The organism is Shinella kummerowiae (genome assembly GCF_009827055.1).
Taxonomy (GTDB): Bacteria; Pseudomonadota; Alphaproteobacteria; order Rhizobiales; family Rhizobiaceae; genus Shinella; species Shinella kummerowiae.
Map to the genome: position 1 here is coordinate 268541 of NZ_WUMK01000005.1, position 19585 is coordinate 288125.

15 protein-coding genes are annotated in these 19585 nt (G+C 64.2%); 6 read left to right on the forward strand and 9 right to left on the reverse strand.

Translation table 11 applies throughout. The annotated features are described in order from the left end of the window. Nucleotides 1-18: 18 nt before the first annotated feature. Nucleotides 19-1497, reverse strand: a complete 1479-nt coding sequence (locus GR138_RS14960; RefSeq protein ID WP_160860043.1) for a sugar ABC transporter ATP-binding protein — start codon at nt 1495-1497, stop codon at nt 19-21. Nucleotides 1498-1856: 359 nt separating this feature from the next. Between GR138_RS14960 and GR138_RS14965 the strand changes: the two genes are divergently transcribed. Next, complete coding sequence (locus tag GR138_RS14965; RefSeq protein ID WP_160860044.1) at nt 1857-2417, forward strand: LysE family translocator; 561 nt, start codon at nt 1857-1859, stop codon at nt 2415-2417. 76 nt (nt 2418-2493) lie between these two features. Here the strand turns inward: GR138_RS14965 and GR138_RS14970 are convergent, their stop codons facing one another. After that, nucleotides 2494-3687: an amidohydrolase gene (locus tag GR138_RS14970; protein ID WP_160860045.1), complete on the reverse strand. Its 1194-nt coding sequence runs from the start codon at nt 3685-3687 to the stop codon at nt 2494-2496. After that, on the reverse strand, nt 3684-5069 hold the full coding sequence (locus GR138_RS14975; protein ID WP_160860046.1) for an amidohydrolase family protein: 1386 nt from the start codon (nt 5067-5069) through the stop codon (nt 3684-3686). The genes GR138_RS14970 and GR138_RS14975 overlap by 4 nt, the downstream gene beginning before the upstream one ends. 158 nt (nt 5070-5227) lie before the next feature. On the opposite strand from GR138_RS14975, the gene GR138_RS14980 reads away from it, so the two are divergent. The 5 genes from GR138_RS14980 (at nt 5228) to GR138_RS15000 (ending at nt 12082) form a co-directional block, all read left to right on the forward strand. Continuing rightward, entirely contained in the window at nt 5228-6802 is a 1575-nt protein-coding gene (locus GR138_RS14980) for an ABC transporter substrate-binding protein (RefSeq protein WP_160860047.1), read from the forward strand. A 233-nt stretch (nt 6803-7035) separates the two neighbouring features. After that, nucleotides 7036-8001 carry an ABC transporter permease gene (locus GR138_RS14985; RefSeq protein WP_160860048.1) on the forward strand — a complete coding sequence of 322 codons (966 nt, stop codon included), beginning with the start codon at nt 7036-7038 and terminating at the stop codon, nt 7999-8001. After that, on the forward strand, nt 8001-8897 hold the full coding sequence (locus tag GR138_RS14990; RefSeq protein ID WP_160860049.1) for an ABC transporter permease: 897 nt from the start codon (nt 8001-8003) through the stop codon (nt 8895-8897). The genes GR138_RS14985 and GR138_RS14990 overlap by 1 nt, the downstream gene beginning before the upstream one ends. Nucleotide 8898: 1 nt before the next feature. After that, the gene (locus tag GR138_RS14995; protein ID WP_160860050.1) at nt 8899-10617 is read left to right on the forward strand and encodes a dipeptide ABC transporter ATP-binding protein; all 1719 of its coding nucleotides are present in this window, start codon (nt 8899-8901) and stop codon (nt 10615-10617) included. A gap of 22 nt (nt 10618-10639) precedes the next feature. Further along, the gene (locus GR138_RS15000; protein ID WP_160860051.1) at nt 10640-12082 is read left to right on the forward strand and encodes an amidohydrolase family protein; all 1443 of its coding nucleotides are present in this window, start codon (nt 10640-10642) and stop codon (nt 12080-12082) included. An 18-nt stretch (nt 12083-12100) separates the two neighbouring features. Here GR138_RS15000 and GR138_RS15005 read toward each other — a convergent pair whose 3' ends face one another. The 6 genes from GR138_RS15005 to GR138_RS15030 form a co-directional block, all read right to left on the reverse strand. After that, nucleotides 12101-14455, reverse strand: a complete 2355-nt coding sequence (locus GR138_RS15005; protein WP_160860052.1) for a polysaccharide biosynthesis tyrosine autokinase — start codon at nt 14453-14455, stop codon at nt 12101-12103. Between the two features lie 87 nt (nt 14456-14542). Beyond that, the gene (locus tag GR138_RS15010) at nt 14543-15448 is read right to left on the reverse strand and encodes a UTP--glucose-1-phosphate uridylyltransferase (RefSeq protein WP_160860053.1); all 906 of its coding nucleotides are present in this window, start codon (nt 15446-15448) and stop codon (nt 14543-14545) included. Between the two features lie 4 nt (nt 15449-15452). Further along, on the reverse strand, nt 15453-16472 hold the full coding sequence (locus GR138_RS15015; protein ID WP_160860054.1) for a glycosyltransferase family 2 protein: 1020 nt from the start codon (nt 16470-16472) through the stop codon (nt 15453-15455). Further along, complete coding sequence (locus GR138_RS15020) at nt 16469-17389, reverse strand: glycosyltransferase family 2 protein (protein ID WP_160860055.1); 921 nt, start codon at nt 17387-17389, stop codon at nt 16469-16471. The genes GR138_RS15015 and GR138_RS15020 overlap by 4 nt, the downstream gene beginning before the upstream one ends. Next, entirely contained in the window at nt 17386-18384 is a 999-nt protein-coding gene (locus tag GR138_RS15025; RefSeq protein WP_160860056.1) for a glycosyltransferase family 2 protein, read from the reverse strand. Before GR138_RS15025 ends, GR138_RS15020 begins: the two co-directional genes overlap by 4 nt. Continuing rightward, a complete protein-coding gene (locus tag GR138_RS15030; RefSeq protein ID WP_160860057.1) occupies nt 18374-19582 on the reverse strand; it encodes a glycosyltransferase family protein in 1209 nt (402 codons plus the stop codon). The genes GR138_RS15025 and GR138_RS15030 overlap by 11 nt, the downstream gene beginning before the upstream one ends. Between the last annotated feature and the right edge of the window lie 3 nt (nt 19583-19585).

A 19585-nucleotide genomic window follows, 5' to 3' on the forward strand; every position in this document is an offset into this window, starting at 1 on the left:
GGTCGTCGGGTCTTCAGATCAGGTCGACAGGTGCACAAGCGACTGGGCGTCGGCGTCCTTCCGGCTGTAGATACCGGCGGAGCGGCCCTGTCGCATGACGAGGATGCGGTCGGACATGCCCAGGATTTCGTCGATTTCGGAGGAGATCATCACGACCGTCCCGCCCTCGGCGGCGAAGTCGCAGATGATGCGGTAGATCTCGCGCTTGGCGCCGACATCGACGCCGCGCGTCGGCTCGTCGAGCAGCAGGACGCGGGGGTCGCGCAAAAACCATTTGCCCAGCACGACCTTCTGCTGGTTGCCGCCGGAAAGACCGGAGACCGGCATCGTGTCGCGGGCGGCCTTGATGCCGAAGCGCGCGATCATGTCCGCGGCGGAGGCCTGTTCGCGCCGGCGCTGCATGACGAAAGCCGGGCTCATCTCCGGCAGACTGGCCAGGCAGATGTTGTTGCGCACACTGTCCGTCAGGTTGAGGCCGGTGAGCTTGCGATCTTCCGTCACGAAGGCCATGCCCTCCGCCATCGCGTCGGAGGGCTGACGGATGGCAACCGGCTGGCCGTCGAGGCGGATATCGCCGGCGGACGCGCGGTCCATACCGAACAGGCAGTTGAAGATTTCCGTGCGGCCGGAGCCCATCAGGCCATAGATGCCGAAGATCTCGCCCTTGTGAGCGGTGAAGGAGATGTCCTCGATCTTGCCGGATGCGGAAAGGCCGGTGACTTCCAGGCCGGCAATCTCGGTCGGCGTGTTCGTCTTGATGTATTCCTCGCCAAGCTCGCGCCCGACGATCATGCGGATGAGGCCGGGCCGGTCGATATCGGCGAGCTTGCCATCACCGACGAAGCCGCCGTCGCGGAAGACCGTGTAGCTGTCGGCGATCTGGAAGATTTCCGACAGCCGGTGCGAGACGTATACGATGCCCTTGCCCTCGGCCTTCAGGCGTTCGATCGCCTGGAACAGGTGCTGGGCCTCCTTCTCGCCGATTGCCGAGGTCGGCTCGTCCATGAAGATGACGTCCGCGTCGTGGCTCAGCGCCTTGGCGATCTCGACGAGCTGCATCTGCGCGACCGAAAGGTTCATCATGTACTGGGTTGCGGAAATGTTGAACTCAAGGCGGTCGAGCAGCGCCTGCGCATTGCGGTTCATCGTCTTGAAGTCGATGCCGCCGAAGCGGGTAGAGGGCTCGCGGCCGAGATAGATGTTCTCCGCCACCGTCATGTGCGGAACCGGGCTCAGTTCCTGCTCGATGATGGCGATGCCGGAGGCGAGGGCTTCCGCCGGGCTGTTGAATTCGACCGGCCTGCCGCGATGCAGGATCGTGCCGCCGTCGCGTTTGTGAATGCCCATGAGGATCGAGAGGAAGGTCGACTTGCCGGCGCCATTGCCGCCGCAGAGCGCATGCACCGAGCCGGCTTCCAGTGCGAAACGGCCGTCGCGAAGTGCGGCAACGCCGCCGAAGGACTTTTTCAGCCCCTCCACTTTCAACAGTGGCTGCATGCTTTCCTCCCGTCGCCAGCAGATGCTCTCCCATCCACTGTTTACAAAATACGCATCTGTTTCGACATGTGTCAATCTTGAGAATCGACAAAAGTTTACGATGATGTGTCATTTGTAAGGTGCTTACCGTGCAGCTTGCATTGGGAGGCTCTGCAGAAGCCTGAAATGATTGCGTTTTCCTCGACGAGCGTGGGTTTCGGCCACGGCGGCAATGGCGATGTTTTGGTGTCGATGGCGTGGGATTGACGGGACGACGGTCCCATGGCCTATGCGGAAACCGGTCTCGCTTGACATGCGTCAAAGGTGTCGGACCCTATCGGCAGTAAGGATATCGCCGTTCTCATCGATCGGATCTGTTCATGGTCACTCTCGCCTTCGTCCTGTCTTCCCTTCTGATCCTGGTGACCCCGGGGCCGACGAACACGGTGCTTGCGACCTGCGGCGCATCTTTGGGCCTGCGCCGGGCGGCGATCATGCCGCTCGCGGAAGCCATGGGATATGTTCTGGCGATATCGCTGTTCGTTGCTGTGGCGGATGCGTTACGAGGCAATGCGTTGGCCTTCGCGGCAATGAAGATGCTTGCGGCGAGCTGGCTGCTCTACTCGGCGGTCAATCTCTGGGGTATGCCGTTCAGGACCGATGCGCGGTCCGCGCGCGGTTCGTTCCTTCGCGTCTTCCTGACGACGCTGGTCAATCCGAAAGCCATGCTGGTCGGCACCGTACTGATCCCCTCGGCGGCGTCCGTCCATGCCCCTCTCTGGATTGCGACCTATGCGGCGCTTTCGACGCTTGCCGGTCTCGGCTGGGTCGTCTTCGGTGCGTGCCTGCCGCTGGGCGTGCGGCAACATTCCTACAAGCTGGCGTCTCTGGTGCTGGGCGGTTTTTCGATGGCTGCCGTGGCGAGCGCGCTGTCCGGCTGATCGTCAGGCTTCAAAAGCCGGATCGCCCCAAGGGGCGGGTAAAAAGGGGCGGCCGCCACCGCCCCGATGCGCGGCATCAATCGATGGAGGGCAGGTCTGTGGCTGCGACGCCATCGCGGACTAGAACGCGGCCACGGCGGATGACGGTGCGCGATTGGGGCGTCACCGCGACGGCTTCGGCCAGCGTGCGCGCCGGCACCAGCACGAGATCACCAAAATCCCCTTCGGACAAGCCGTAACCGGAAAGGCCGATGCCGCCCGCGCCACCGAAGGTGCAGATGCGGGCCGTTTCCGCCAGGTCCGCATCATTGGTCATGCCGTTGCGCTGGGCGAGATATTTTGCCCGCTCCAGCATGTCGCCATTGCCCCAGGGTTCCCACGTGCCCTGGATACCGTCCGAGCCGGAGGCGACTGCAACGCCGCTTTGCCGCATCAGGCGCAGCGGCAGGGCAGGGGCTGCAGGGCTGCCGACGGTCATGATCGCGATCTGCTCCGCCGCAAGCGCCGCAATCAGCGCCTGCTGGCGGGTGGGCTCCAGCATGCCGAGGCAATAGGCGTGGCTCACCATCACGCGACCCTGCATCGACAGCGCCCGGGTGCGCTCGATGATGAGCTCGAGGCAGAAGGCGCCCAGTTCCCCAAGCTCGTGTAGATGAATGTCGATGGGTTTCCCGTAAAGTTCCGCCAGCGCGAAAATGGCGTCGAGATGCCGGACGGGGTCGCGCTCGATGGTGGCGGGGTCGATGCCGCCGACGATGTCGGCGCCGGCCCGCATGGCGGCGTCCATCAGGTCGAGCGTGCCTTCGCGCGGCAGCATGCCGCTCTGCGGGAAGGCGACGACCTGTATGTCGACGAGATCGCGCAATGCCTCGCGGGTTTCGAGGACCCCTTCGATGTTGGCGATGCCGATCTCCGTATCGACGTCGACATGGCTGCGGATATGCAGGACGCCGTATTTCAGCGTCTGCAGCACCTGCCGGGCGGACTGGCGGCGCGCGTCGATGCCCAGATCACGCTTTGCCTTGCGATCGGCGAGAATGCGGTCGTTGCGGTTGGGGCCGACGCGGTTCTCGAACCAGTCCATGCCGATCAGCGTCTTGTCGAGATGGGTGTGCGCCTCGACGAGGCCGGGCAAGGCGACGTATCCCGTTGCGCCGATTTCCTGCGTGGGCCGCGCGCCGCCGCTGCTGAAGCGGCCGTCGCGGATGATGAGGTCCACGGGTTCCCCGCCCATGGGGCGCGCATTGCGGATGACGATGTCGGCGGTCACGGGCGGTTCTCCCCGCCAGCAAGCCCGGCGCGCTGCATCGCCAGCCGGAAGGCTTTTTCCGCGCGGTCGAGGATGGCGCCTTCATCGTGCTCGGTGAGCCTGCGGCCACGCATCAGCACGCGGCCGCCGACGATAGTGGTGTCGACATCCGCGCCGTTGGCAAAGCGGGCGAGGCGTTGCACCGGGTTGGTCGGCGGCCAGAGATGGGGCTGGCGCATGTTGACGAGCACGATATCGGCGCGTTTGCCGGGCTCGAGGGAGCCGATTTCCGCCTCCATCGACAATGCGCGGGCGCCTTCGATCGTTGCCATATCGAGAAGCTGGAGCGGCGGCAGGACGGCGTCGTCGCGAAAATGGCGGGCGTGGTAGCGGTGGGCCTGGAACATGTTGCGGAACATGTCGAAGGAGCGGTCGGGGGCTGCGGCGTCCGTGCCAAGCGAGACGGTGATCCCCTCGGCCATCAATTCCGGCGCCGGGCAGCGGCCGAAGACCGACATCAGCGCGCTCGGATTGTGCGCCACCTTGGCGCCGGTGCGCTTCAGCACCGCGCGGTCGGCATCGGTGAGGTCGACGCAATGGGCGAGCAGCGAGCAGGTATCGAAAAGGTCCAATTTGGCATCGTTGGCAGCAATCGACCCGTCACGGTGGCCGTCCTGCACCAGAAGCACGTTCTTCTCGCGCGCCAAATGCCGCGCCTTGCGCGACAGGTCGAGCACGGCGGCATCCTCCAGCTCCTCCGCGCTGAAGACGGGGAGGGAGATGGCGAGCCGCAGGCAGTCATTGCGGTTCGCCCAGGCGTCGATCAAGGCCGCACTGACGGCCAGTTGCGTATCGGGAACGACGGGGACTTCTTTGTATGAACCGTTCTCATATTCACGGTATACACTTTTAGCGGACGGTCGGTTGGGGCCGATGGCCAGTATTTCGCGCACGCCCATTTCGGCGATGGCGGCAAGGTGCGCTTCCGCCGCCTCCGGCGCCTCGGTGCGCATGATATCCGGTCCGCCGCCAAAGAGCAGGGCGGCGGTGGTCGTTCCGCATTTGATGCGTTCGGCAGCGGAGAGCGCTGCCTCGGCAGCCCAGAATTCCGGATCGGTCGCTTCGGCGTAGATTCGTCCGGTGATGGTCATCCAATCCTCGGAATCACCACCCAAACCCTTGGTCAGCATGTGGCCGGCATGGGCATGTGTGTCGATAAGGCCCGGCATCACCACCATGCCGCTCGCATCGATGCGTTCGACGTCCGCCGGGGCCGCCGGCACGCCGTCGCCGATGGCTGCAATATGCCCGTTCTCTACCAGCACATAGCCTTTGTCGAGGATGCGTCGGCCGGCATCCATCGTGATGATTGCACCGTTTTCGATCAGCAAGGCCTTTGTCATGGGCATTCTCCCGCCAGAATTGCATACATTTTATGCGCTTTGTGTGCGCAAATTCTAATTCTGGTATCTTGATATTGTCTGCGCATTATGTACAGTCTTATTGAGAATAATCGTATGCAATTTTTGGGAACATGCATACATATCCGGGAGAATTCGTCGTGAAGACCACTGTGAAGACCCTTTTGGCGGGGCTTGCCATCCTCGTGCCGCTTTCCGCACCCGCCTTTGCCGAAACATTGCGCTGGGCCGCATCCGGCGATGTCATTTCCTACGACCCGAATGCGCAGGTCGACAGCTTCACCCAGAGCGTCCAGCACGTCGTGTTCGACCCGCTGGTTCGCCGCAACAAGGAACTGAAGCTGGAGCCGGCGCTTGCCACGTCCTGGGAGGTGATCGAGCCGACCCGCTGGCGCTTCAAGCTGCGTCAGGGCGTGAAGTTCCATGAAGGCCAGGCCTTTAATGCCGACGACGTGGTGGCGACGATCCAGCGTCAGATCGATCCCGGCTCGCGCAACCGCGAAAACCTCTCCGCCGTCACCGGTGTCGAGAAGGTGGACGATTATACAGTCGACCTCATCCTGCGCGGCCCCTATCCGCTGCTCCTCAACGATCTTGCCGCCATCTACATCATGAGCAAGCCGTGGATGGAAGAACATGACGCGCTGAAGCCGGGCAACACGGCGACCGGCGTCGTCACCTATGCCAGCAACCACGCCAACGGCACCGGCGCCTTCAAGCTGAAGAGCTACGAGCCGGATTCGCGCTCGATCTTCGAGGTGAACAAGGAGTGGTGGGACAAGCCGCAGCACAATCTGACGGAAATCGAGTTCCGCCCGATCGCCTCTGACGCCACCCGCGTCGCGGCCCTGCTGTCCGGCGAAGTCGATATGGTCGTTCCCGTTCCGCTTCAGGACGTCAACCGCATCGCCTCCACCGAAGGGCTGAAGGTGGTGGAGAACCCGTCGCTGCGCACCATCATGCTGGCGCTCAGCTTCAGGAAGGAGCTGCATGCGGCGCCGGGCGTTGCCAACCCCATGCTGAACGTCAAGGTGCGGCAGGCTCTCTGGCAGGCCATCGACCTCAACACGATCCAGAAGCGCCTGATGCGCGGCAAGTCGCGTGTCGCCGCGATGCTGGTCGCTCCCGCCGTCACCGGCCACGATGATGCCATCGACGTCGCCCCCGAATACGATGTCGACAAGGCGAAGGCGCTGCTTGCCGAAGCCGGCTATCCGGATGGCTTCAAGACGGGGCTTTCCTGCTCGAACGACCGTTACATCGCAGACGAGCAGATCTGCCTGGCGATCTCCTCCATGTGGGCGAAGATCGGCGTACAGGTCGATCTCAGCGTCGAAAGCAAGACGACCTATTTCCCGCGCATGGATAATGGCGAACTCGACGTCTACATGCTCGGCTGGGCCTCGCTTCCGGCGATGGATGGCTACAGCGTGCTCCAGGCGCTGCTCGCCACCAATGACGGCACCTATGGCGGCTCGAACCCGAATGGCCTGTCCGATCCGCGCATCGATGCGCTCACCCGCTCGGCTTCGGTCGAACTCGACGAGACGAAGCGCATCGACATGCTGAAGGAAGCCTTCCGCATCACACATGACGACGCCCTGTTCATTCCGCTGCACCAGCAGCCGGTCGCCTGGGCGATGAGCGACAAGGTCGACATGCCGCAGTTCCCTGACGAATATGTTCGTCCGTGGTTCGCGCAGGTCAAGAAGTAACGGGGTTTCTCCCAGGATACGATCCCGGCAGGCGAAAGCAGGCCGGGATCGTCCCGCAAGAACCCTCGATGTCTCCGCAGGCCGAAGGTGGCGCGGAGAAGGCGGAGCGAAACGACCGGTTTCCGCCATGCTTCAACGCAGTGTTTTGATGCACTTCCGACCGCAAAACCGCTTTTGCACGTTTGCCGGAACTGCTCGCGGGGCTTGAGCGCTCCCTCCCAAGGACTATTCCGATGCTCAGACTTCTTTCGGTGAGGCTCCTTCAGGCCGCCCTCGTCATGCTGGCCGTGACGGCCATTGCCTTCGTCATGTTCCGTTTCGTCGGCGATCCCGTCGCCTCGATGGTGCGCGAAGGCGCCACCCAGGCGGAAAAGGATGCATTGCGCCTGGCGCTCGGCCTCGACAAGCCGATCCTGACACAGTTCTTCGATTTCGTCGGCCAGGTGTTGACGGGGAACCTCGGCACGAGCTTTCGCTACCAACAACCGGTGGTGAACCTGCTGCTGAGCCGGCTTCCCGCCACGTTGGAACTGGTGATCGTCGCCACCTTCCTGGCGCTTGCCATCGGCATTCCGCTTGGTGTGCTCTGCGCGCTGAAGCCGAATTCCTTCCTGTCGCGGTTGACCCAGGCGACGACGCTGGTCGGCATTTCCATGCCCACCTTCGTCACCGGCCTGCTTTTGATCCTCGTCTTCGCGGTGAACCTGCGCTGGCTGCCGTCGTCCGGGCGCGGCGATCTTGTTGACCTTGGCCTTTGGAAAACCGGTTTCCTCACCCTTTCGGGGCTGAAATCGCTGATCCTGCCGTCGATCACGCTCGCGCTGTTTCAGTTGACGCTGATCATGCGGCTGGTGCGCTCGGAGATGATCGACGTGCTGTCGTCGGACTATATCCGCTTCGCCTTCGCCCGCGGCCTGCCGCGCGCTTACATCTACGGACGGCTGGCGCTGCGCAATGCGCTGATGCCGGTTGTCACCGTCACCGGCCTGCAGATCGGCCAGCTTGTCGCCTTCGCCATCGTCACCGAGACGGTGTTCCAGTGGCCGGGCATGGGCCTGCTCTTCACCAATGCCGTCGGTTACCCCGACGTGCCGGTGCTTGCCGCCTACCTGCTCTTCGTCGGTTTCCTGTTCGTCATGATCAACATGGTCGTCGACATTCTCTACACCTTCATCGATCCGCGCCTGAGGACACGATAATGGCCACGCAATCCCTGATGCGCCGGCTGCCGCCGGTTTCCGTGATGATCGCCGGCCTTGTGCTCGCCATCATGCTCGTCCTCGTCGTCTTCGCGCCGTTGATCGCGCCGATGGATCCCCGCGACGTCTCCTCCTATTCGCTGATCGACATGGAAATCCCGCCTGCCTTCATGGACGGCGGCGACCCGCGCTTCCTGCTCGGCACGGACAACCAGGGCCGCGACCTCGTCTCGGTCATCCTGTTCGGCCTGCGTATCTCCGTGGTCATCGGCCTCGGCGCGGTGCTTTTTGCGGCCGCCCTCGGCGTCGTGCTCGGCCTCATCGCCGGCTTCTTCGGTGGCCTCGTCGATGGCATCGTGATGCGCATCGCCGACGTGCTGGTCAGCTTCCCGACCATCCTTGTCGCGCTGCTGATCAGCGGCATCGCCCGCGCACAGCTCAGCGCCGAGACGATGCTTACCTGGGCGCCGCTCGTGCTGATCTTCTCGATCGCCGTCAATGAATGGGTGCAATATGCCCGCACCGTGCGCGCCTCGACCATGGTGGAAGTCGCGCGCGATTATGTACGCGCCGCCAAGGTCATCGGCTTGCCGCCGGGCCGGATCATGGGTCGACACATCCTGCCGAACGTCATGAGTTCGGTGATGGTCATCGCCACCATCAACCTCGCCGGCGCCATCCTCACGGAAGCGACGCTCTCCTTCCTCGGCGCCGGCATGCCGCCGACCTATCCTTCGCTCGGCACGCTGATCCGTATCGGCAACCAGTTCCTGTTCTCCGGCCTGTGGTGGATCGCCGTGATGCCGGCGGCGGTGCTGGTCATCCTCGTGCTCGCCGTCAACGTGATCGGCGACTATCTGCGCGACCGCTTCAACCCGAAACTGATGGCCCGCTGAGATGACCGATAAAACGACACCCGTCCTCGACATCCGCAAGCTCCGCGTCGAATATCCGCTGGCCAACGGCGACACGCTTGTCGCCGTCAAGGACATCGATCTGCTGATCCGTCCTGGCGAAATCCACGCGCTTGTCGGCGAATCCGGTGCGGGAAAAACCACCGTCGGCAATGCGCTGATGGGCCTGTTGCAGGCGCCTGGAAAAATCGTCGCAGGCTCCATCGAGATTGCCGGCAAGCCGATCGACCTGCGCACCGGCCGCACCGAGGGCATCGTGCCCGGCCGCGATGTCGGCGCGATCTTCCAGGATCCGATGACCAGCCTTAATCCGCTGTTCACGGTGGAAAGCCAGCTCTGCGAGGGCATGCTCACCCATCTGAAACTCTCGCAGAAGCAGGCGAAGGCCCGGGCGCTGGAGCTGATGAAGGCGGTCGGCATTCCCGAGCCGGAACGTCGGCTCGGCAGCTATCCGCACCAGTTGTCCGGCGGTCAGCGCCAGCGCGTCGTCATCGCCACCGCACTTGCCTGCGGCCCGCAATTGATCGTCGCCGACGAACCGACGACGGCGCTCGACGTCTCGGTTCAGGCGCAGATCCTCAAGCTGATCCGCGACCTTGCAGATGAGCGTGGCGTCGGCGTGCTGCTCGTCACCCACAATATGGGCGTCGTCGCCGAGATCGCCGACCGCGTGACCATCATGCAGAACGGCGCTGTCGTCGAAAGCGGCTCGGCACGCGAGGTGCTGACGGCGCCGAAGGCTGCCTATGCCCGCACCCTGATCGCCGCCGTTCCGCCGATCGAGACCCGGCTGGAGCGGCTGCCGGTGCCGAGCGAGGAAACGCAGGTGACGCTCGATGCTCGTGCCAGCGTGCGCGCGAAGAGCACGAAGAGCGAGGTGGGCGGCAAGGACGACATGGTGCTTTCCGTGCGCGATCTGGCAGTGGAATATGGCGCCCGCTCGCTGATCCCCGGCCGCAAGTCATCCGTTTTCCGGGCCGTGAAGGGCGTTTCCTTCGATGTCCGTCGCGGCGAGATCTTCGGTCTCGTCGGCGAATCCGGCTGCGGCAAGACAACCGTCGCCAACACCATTGCCGGCCTCGTCACCCAGAGTTCCGGAACGATCGATTTCCAGGGAACGGCACTCGGCGCCAAGCGCGAAAAATCGGTGCGCAAGTCCTTGCAGATGGTGTTCCAGGATCCCTATTCAGCGCTCAACCCGCGCCTGCGCATCAATGCCGCCATCGCCGAGCCGATCCTGTTCTACAAGCTCGCCTCGAACGCCGAAGAGGCACGGCAGGACGCGAAGACGTTGCTCGAAGCGGTCGGCCTCCCGGCCGATGCGGGTTCGCGTTTCTCGCATGCCTTCTCCGGCGGCCAGCGCCAGCGCATCGCCATTGCCCGCGCGCTTGGCCCACGTCCGTCGCTGCTGATCTGCGACGAGCCGACTTCCGCGCTCGATGTTTCCGTGCAGGCGCAGCTTCTCAATCTGTTGAAAGACCTGCGCGATTTGGCCGGCCTGTCCATGCTGTTCATCAGCCATGATCTCGCGGTCATCCGCCAGATGTGCGACCGCATCGCGGTGATGAAGTCGGGCGAGATCGTCGAACTGGCCGAGACCGAGACGCTGTTCACCGCGCCGAAGCACGACTACACACGGGAGCTGTTGCGCCTTGCCCCCTCGCTCGACCGTATCCTGTCGCGGCAGACCGCGGCGGAGTGATCTGACAGACAGGAGACCCGCCATGGCCGATATCCTCATCAAGAACGGCACCGTCATCGCCATCGATCCGGAACGCCGGATCATTGCCGACGGAGCGGTCGCCATCACCGGTGACCGTATCGTCGCCGTCGGTACGACGGAGGAGGTGGAGCGCGACCACCCCGCCGGCGAGGTGATCGATGCGCGCGGCATGGCGATCATGCCGGGCTTCGTCGATGCACACGCGCACGCCGGCCACGGCCTGATCAAGACGCTCGGCGGTGGCAAGAGCGATCCGTGGTATCAGGCCTGCCGTGGCGCCTATACGGTGGGCTCGACGCCGGAGTTCTGGTTTGCCGAAGCGCAGCTTGCCGCGCTTGAACGCCTGCGCTTCGGCGTGACCACCGGCGTCTCGCTGCTCGGCGGCGGCGATTCCGTCATGCGCACCGACGAACCCGTCTATGGCGATGCGCATATGGACGGTGTGCTCGGCATCGGCACGCGCTCGGTGGTGGCCGTCGGCACCACGCGTCCGCCGCATCCGCTGACCTATGCCCGCTGGGAAGGGAATACGCGCACCGACTATCCCGTCTCGTTCGACCAGCAGTTCGCCACCTGCAAGACGCTCATTGATCGTTGGCACGGCAGCCATGACGGCCGTCTCCACGTTGCGTTGCTGACGCCGACGCTGCATCAGGGCTATCGAGACGCTGCCGGTGCGGATGAGGCCGTCGCCCAGTCGCGCATCGTCAAGCAATTTGCCGAGGATCACGGCCTCGTCTTCACGCAGGACGGCCACACGAAGGGCAGCGTACGCATCGCCAAGGAGGTCGGTATTCTCGGCCCGCGCACCTTGCTGTCACATGCGACGGGACTGGACGAGGAAGAGATCGCCATCTGCGCTGAGACCGGCACCACCATCGTGCACAATCCGAGCGCTGTCGCCGCCATCCTGGCGCGTTGCCCTGTGACGGAACTTCTCGATGCAGGCGTTACCGTCGCCATCGGCTCGGATGCGACGGCCCCGGACCGCTCGGCCGACATGTTCCGCCACATGCAGCAATGCATGCATTACCACCGCACCCACTTCCATGATCCGAGCTGGCTGCCGCCGGGCAAGGCACTGGAAATGTGCACCATCGATGCCGCGCGCGTACTCGGCCTCGATGCGGAGGTCGGTTCGCTGGAGCCGGACAAGAAGGCCGACGTCATCCTCGTCGATCTTCGTCGCCCGCATCTCTATCCGGCACACATGCCGGAATTCCGCGTCACCTATTTCGCCAATGGCAACGACGTGCACACCGTGCTCGTCGGCGGCAAGGTTTTGTTGCGCGATCGGCAGCCGGTCCACGTTGATCAGGACGCCGTCCTCGACGCCGCCCAGCGCGCGGCGGACAGGATGATCGATCGGCTCGGCCTGCGCGACGCGCTGGAGACGCCGCGCATGTTCTGGGGGCACAGCCGTGATCACGACCTGATCGAATAGTTCGATCGCAGCCCCGCATCAAACCTGGCGCGGGGCGTCCTGCAGCGATTCCGTATAATACTGGTCGTAGAGCTGACGGTATTTTTCCGCGGCGCCGAAATCGCTGTAGCGCGGAAGCGCTGCCATGTCGGTCTTGTTGAGGATGACGCCCAGCACCTTCGCCTCGATGCGGTTTTCCGCGTTGAGCAGGTCGCGCACCAGGGCCGAGGGGGTCTTGCCCCATTCCACGACGAAGACGAAACCATCGGCCAACGGTTCGAAGGCCTTGGCATCGACCACCGGACCGAGCGGCGCGAGATCGACGATCACATAGTCGAAGGCCTTGCGGACCTCGGCGATGAGCCGTTTCATGCCGGGGGAGGAGACCAGCTCGTTGGTGTGGTGCAGCGCGCCGCTGCCCGAGCGGAGTGCGATCGGCAGCACGGCGAGCTTGGTCTGGCGGTCGATCTTGATCGCCTGGTTCCAGGGGATGTCTCCCAGGATGGCCTCGACAAGGCCGGTCTCCGGCGTCGGCTTCAGCATGGCGCTGAGGCTCGGCTTGCGCAGGTCAGCGTCGATCAGCAGCGTGCGCTTGCCGCTGGCGGCGAGGAGCGCCGCGAAATTGGTCGCGACGGTGGATTTACCCTCGCCGGGCAGCGACGATACCACGCCGATCACCCGGCTTTCCTGGCCCTGCAGCATCACGTCGCTGGCAAGCTTGGCATTGCGCAGCGTTTCGGCGAAGGCCGAACGCGGGGCATCCAGCACGATGCGCGTCATGCGTTCGAGCGGAATGACGTCCTCTTCATCCGGATTGGCCTGTTCCGCCTTCATCGCCTTTGCACCGATCATCGCGGGGTTGCGCTTCTTCTGCCCGCCGACAAGCGGCAGGTAGCCGAGCGGCTTCAGGCCGAGCACGGTGCGGACGTCGCCTTCGACGCGGAAATAGCGCTCGCGCATTTCCTGCACGAAGGTGAGTGCGGCGCCCGCCATCAGGCCGAGCACCAGCGACAGGCCGATGACCATCGTCTTGCTGGGACTCGACGGCGAGACCGGCACGCCGGCATCGGAAATCACGCGCGCCTTGGCGATCGGGAAGGATTGCTGCTGCGAGGCCTGTTCGTAGCGGCTGAGATAGGATTCCGACAGCACCTTCAGTGCCGTCGCCTTCTGCTCCAGTTCGCGCAGATGCACCAGCGAGCGATTGGCCACGGCATTGTTGCCGGCAACCTTTTCGATGCTTTCGCGCAAGGAATCCTCCCGCGAGCGGGCGACCTCGTATTCGTTGCGGTAGCTCGCCGTCAGTTGCTGGAGTTCCTGATAGATCTGTCGGGTGAGGTCTTCCTTGTCGGTGCGCAGTGCCGCAGCCTGCGGGTGGTCCGCACCGAAATTCTGGGTGATCTCCTGCTCGCGCTTGACGACGGAGATGTAGCGGCCGCGCAGTTCCTGGATCAGCGAGTTATCGGTCTGCTTCGTCGGGATCGTCGCATTGTCGACGGCCTTTTCCGCGCCCTGGTCGATGATCGCCTTGAACTGGTTGTAGCGTGCCGAGGCGCTGGCCGTATCGGCCTGCGCGACGATAAGCTGGCTGTTCAAATCGGAAAGCTGTTGCTCCGACATCAGTTCGCCGCGCGCGGATGTCAGTCCGTTCTCGCTCTTGTAGCGCTCGACTTCGAGGGCAGTGGACTGGGCACGGCCCTGAAGGTCGGTCAGGCGCTCCTGCAACCAGATCGTCGCCTGTTCCGTCGCGTCGAAATTGGCGTTGAGCTGATCTTCGAGATAGGCGTCGGCATATTTCTTGGTGATGGCCGCGGCAAGCTGCGGATCGGACGAGCGGAAGGAAACCGCGACGACGGAGCTGCGCGCGACACGTTCGACATTCAGCGACTGCTGCAGGATCGCTGCCGCCTTCTGGCGCCGGCCGTTCAGCAGGTCGGCCTCCGACGGCCCGGGGCCGGTGGAAGCAAACGAGGTCAGTGACTTCATCCAGCCCTTGGCGATCGCCACGGGGGATTGCGGCGGGTTGAGGATGGTCTCGTTGTCCCCGAGCTTGAGGTCGTCAACCACCCGCAGCGCCATGCGGCCGGATTTCAGGATTTCGACGGCGCTTGATATGCGCATGTCGGCCTGCTGGCTGCTCTGCGCCGAAGGCTCGGTTTCCTCGGCATAACGCGACAGGTTCTCGTCGAGCAGCACCTGCGTCATCGAGGTATAGATCGGCGTCGCGAAGACGAGGTAGGAGACGCCCAGCGCGACCGCGAGGACGACCGTCATCGCAATCAGCCGCGTATGGCGCACGAGGATCGTGAGCAGGCGGTTGAGATCGATGAAGGAATCGGACGGGTCCGGTTCTCCGCGAAAAACGCGGCTGTGCGGTACGGTGCGTTGGTGCATGGGGCTCCGTTCTGCCTTTCGGCTCGGTGGGGGGCTTGCGTCCTCCCGCAGGCGGTGGTCCCGGGCCGCACCGGCCCGGGACCAGAATTATGCCGCGCGAATCCGGCTCTCGTGCGACATCACCATATCGCGCAGGGATTCGTAGACGGCGGCGCCGATATCCGGACGGTCGAGCGCGAAGGCGACATTGGCCTCGATGAAGCCATGCTTGGAGCCGCAATCATAGGTCCGTCCCTCGTAGACATGGGCGTGGAAAGCCTGTGTTTCCGACAGTTTCAGCATGCTGTCGGTGAGCTGGATCTCATTGCCGGCACCGCGCTTCTGATGGGCGAGATGGCCGAAGACTTGCGGCTGCAGAATATAACGGCCGTTAAGGAAGAAATTCGACGGCGCGTCGCCCATTTTCGGCTTTTCCACCATGTGCGTGACGGCGAAGCCGTGGCGCACGGCCTTGCCCTTGCCGACGATGCCATATTGGGAAGCGTCTTCGGGGGCGCATTGCTCGACGCCCACGACATTGCCGCCGACCTCGTTGTAGAGATCCATGAGACCGGCGAGGCAGCCGCGCGGACCGAAGGAAATCATGTCCGGCAGGAGGAGCGCGAAGGGCTCGTCGCCGATCACATCACGGGCACACCAGACCGCATGGCCAAGGCCGAGCGGCGCCTGCTGACGGGTGAAGCTCACCGAACCGGCGGTCGGCAGGAGCCGGCCAAGTTCGCTGACCTTGTCGTCCTTGCCGGATTTTTCCAGCGAGGAGATCAGTTCGGGCGTGTCGTCGAAGTGGTCTTCGATAACCTGCTTGTTGCGGCTCGTGACGAAGACGACATGTTCGATGCCGGCCTCACGCGCCTCGTCGAGGGCGTATTGCACGACCGGGCGATCGACGATGGTCAGCATTTCCTTGGGCATAGCCTTGGTGGCGGGCAGGAAGCGTGTGCCGTTTCCGGCAACGGGAATGACGGCCTTGCGGACAGTCTTGGTTCGCTCCATGGCATTATCCTTTGTTCTTGAGCGGCAAATCTTGCGCTGTCGATGGGGAGGCAGCCGCGCGTGGCGCGGCCGTTTTGCGATGGGACGACGCGGCCATGAGGCGGCGCCATCGGGCGGCGAGCGGCATCCTGAGATGCCGGAGCGCGACGGGATCGCCGAGCGCCACCTTGAGGGCAGGCCCGAACGAACGATTCTTGAGATGCTGGATCAGGGCCAGGAAGGCGTGGGTCTCTTCGAGGTTGCGCGTGCGCCGGCGTTGTGCTGCGGCGTCGGCTCCCTTCAGCGCAAAACGCGCGAGAAAACGCCGGTCGCCCGCCAGCATCGCCTCCACGTGATGGAGGTGAAGGATGCGTGAGATGGAGGTGTCGCGGATGTGGTAGTTGTAGCCCGCATCCGGCACCACGGCGCATTTCCCGCCGGCAGCAAGCACGGAGGCGAGCAACAGATAGTCCTCGCCGATCCTCAAATCTTCGTCGAAAGAGAGGTCGTTGTCTTCGATAAACGCCCGGCGAAAGACGGGTTTCATGTAGCCGAAATTGTGCGTGCTGCGGAAAATCCGGTTGGAGTCGATGAAATCGACAAGCGTCAGCACGGGGGTTCGGGCAAGCAGATCCTGCGGGAACATCCGTTCCACGCGGCCATCGAGATGCAGCACATCGAGATTGTCGACGGCCACGGCTGCGTTCTGACGTTCCGCAATGTCGATCAGGCGGCGCAGCCGGTCTGGCCGCATCGTATCGTCGGAATCGAGCACGGCAATCCACCGGCCCCGGGCGATAGCAAAACCGGCATTGCGCGCGCCGCCCGGTCCGCGATTTCGGCCTAGCGCAACGAGCTTCACATGGGGCTCGCCGATGGCGGAAACGACGTCGCGGGTTCCGTCCGTCGAGCAATCATCGACGACGATGACCTCCACCGTCGCGCCCTGCTGTGCGGCGGCGCTGAGGATCGCGCGCTCGATCGTGTCGGCCGCATTGTAGGCGGCGATCACCACGCTGACATCGGGGAGAGGGGCGTCGCTCATCGTGCTGCCTCCAGCTTTCCATAGGGTTCGATCGTGCGGCTGCCGAACAGGCCGGCGATGACGCCGGCATGCAGGAGGCCGCGCAGGAAAAAGCGATTGCGCCGTACAGGCAGCAAGGCGAGCCCGAGCGCTGCCATAAGGCACGCGGTGCATTTGGCCGTTGCCCCGATCGCCGCCGTCCAGCGCGCAACTCCCTCATGCCGTTCGGCCAGGATCCGGCCATGCGTCTGGCCCATGCGCAGACGCCGCTGCGCCAGCCAGGAAAAGCGCGCGCGGGAAGCCGGCACCGGTTCGCGCACCCAGGCGTCCCTGGCAAAGCCGATGCGCCCGCCGGCGGCATGCACCTGATCGAAGAAGGCCGTGTCTTCACCACCGCTTCGACCGAGTGCGAGATCAAAGCGCCGGTCGGTGATCGAAGGGGCGGCGAGGCGCATCAGGACGTTGCAGGTATAGCCGGTGCGGATTTCGCCCTTCACCCAGACGGGATGGGTGGAATGGAAGTCGCCGTGTTGCATCCAGCCGGGTGCCTCCGGTGCATAGACCGCCTGAACGGGGCCAAGTACCACATCGGCGCCGCTTGCTGCTGCTTCGGCAAGCAGGCGGTCGAGCCAGAGGGGCTCCACTGTCTCGTCGTCATCGACAAAGGCGAGGAAGTCGGCATCCGCCGCGTCCAGGCAGGCGTTGCGGGCAATGGAAATGTTGCCGGCCGGGCAATGCACATACACCAGATCGATCGGCATCCGTGTCCGGGCGGCCTCCACGCGCTCGCGAGCGCTGGGCTCGGCATCGTTGTCGGCAACGATGATCCGCAGGTGCACACCCTCGGGCACGGTCAGCCGGGCGAGCGATGTCAGGGTGTCGTCAAGCGCCTCCCGACGGAAGGTGCAGACGGCGATGTCGACGCGAAGCGGGGTCATGCCGCCACCCTCCTTTGGCGGAGATCCAGCACCTCGCGCCAGAAACCGGCCGACCAGGCAAAATGCATGATCATCGCGGAGACGGCGGCGAGCGGGCCATAGGGATTGCGTTGTCCCAGCGCCATCCAGGCGCCGTAGCCGAGGCAGGCCGCCGCCCACAGTACGAACGGCACTGCCGCAATCCAGGTGATGGCCGCCAGAAAGGCGCCGACCGCGACGGGGGCAACCATCAGCGGGATCATCTGGCGAAGGCTTGGTCGCGAGCGGTGTTTCAGGAAATTGCGGGCCCGCCCGCGGCCATAGCGGAAATACTGCTTGAACAGTAGCGGCGCGCTGGCGCGGGGATAGTAGATCATGCTGGTGCGTGCCGTCATCCAGATGCGATAACCGGCCTTGTTCAGGCGGTAGTCGCATTCGGCGTCCTCATTGGCGTTGAAACTCTCGTCATAGCCGCCGACCGCGCGAAAGGCCGAAATGCGCATCAGCGCGTGGTGGCCATGATCCACCCAGTGGCTTTCTGCCCCGGCGCGATGTTTGGCGCCGCCATTGCCGAGCACCGAATTCTGCGCGACGGCTGTCGCCTTCTGGAACAGGCCGAAACCGACGGTCTGCATGGCGACGACGACGGAATCCGCCTCGGTCGCCAGCGCCTCCTCGACCAGCACGCGGCAATAGTCGTGCGGATAGGTGCCGTGTGCGTCGATGCGGATCAGATAGTCGTGCTCCAGGCCGAAGGTCTCGACGGCGAGGTTGATCGCGGCCGCCTGGATGCGCCGCGGATTGTCGAGGACGTGCAGGTTCGGCAGGTTTTGCGCGAGGCGCTTGGCAATGTCGCGCGTCCCATCCGTGCTGCCGCCGTCCACAACCACGAGCGTGGCCGTTAGTTCTTTCAGTGTCGGCTCGAGCTGCTGGATCAGCGGCTCGAGATAGGACGCCTCGTTGAGGCATGGGATCACGATCAGGCAACGCACGGATTTTACAGCGTCAACGGTCATGGGCATCCACCTTGGTTGCGACGAGGGAGGGGAGAGGGTGCGGCGCCGCCGGTTGGGCGCCGGGTTGCCGAAGGGCTGCGAGACGCTGGACGAACGCTGCGCAATCCGCCCGGTCGATGATCCATGGTCGCGGTCCGAGTGCTACGAGATTGGCGTGAAGGTCGCGGTAGAGATCGCCGTCAAAGGCGGTGAACTGCGCAGTCAGCGTTTCGAGCCGCGCGTCTGCAAGTGAAATGCCGACGCCGCGCTGAACGGCGTGCCGCGCCGTTTCGGTTCCGGCGAGCACGATCGGCAGGGCGCCATGCCGGCAGCCCTCATAGAGCCGGTTGGGCAGTAGCCAGGCCGAATTCTGGCCCTCCTCGAAGAAGTCGATCGCCCAGGAGAAATCCACCCCGGCATAGATCGCGGCGAGATCCTCCGGGTTGCGGTAGGGCCCCTCGAAGCGGATGAAGGGTTCGCGTGCGATCAGGCCATCAAAATCGTCGAATTCGGAGCGTGCGGGCCGGCCACGCAGCACGACTTCGAACCGCCCATTCATGCGCCGGGTGAAATCCGAGAGAAGTGCCAGAGATTTGCGGCAGCGGATCGCCCCGAACCAGCCAATGCGCCAGGGCTCACCCTCCGGCTTCGTCCGTGCGGGCAGTTTGTCAGCGCTGCCATCCAGCTCCAGGACCTGGTTTTCCAGGAGATGTACGGGCGCGCGGATCTTGGAGAGCGGCTTGAAGTAGTTTTCGACGAAGGCCGGCGAACTGGTGACGAGCAGGCTGGCATTCCGGCCGAAACGGCTTTCTGCCGCGCGCAAGGCGCCACCGACCAAATCCTTGCGCAACAGCAGCCGATGGATATCCAGGCATTCGTAGGCGATCGGGATCGCGCCGCCGAAATGGGCCGCCGCCTTGTTGGCAAGCGCCAGCATTTCGAGATTGCGCGCAATGATGACGTCGGGTCGGGCGACAGTGTGCAGCCGGCTGCCGAGCGTCGCCGCCGCGCCAACCACCGCAAGAAGGCGCCGGGCAAAGCGAGCGTCCTCGGTTGCACCGAGTTCCAGCGGGGCGATGCCCTCGATGTCGGCAAGCCGGTTTTCGCCGCGCCGGAAGCCGGCGAGCGAGACCTCGGCACCACCGGCGCGCAGCATCATCACCCGCCGGCGCACGGCGGGATCGGACAGGTCATGGACGAGATACAGGACACGGAGCATCAG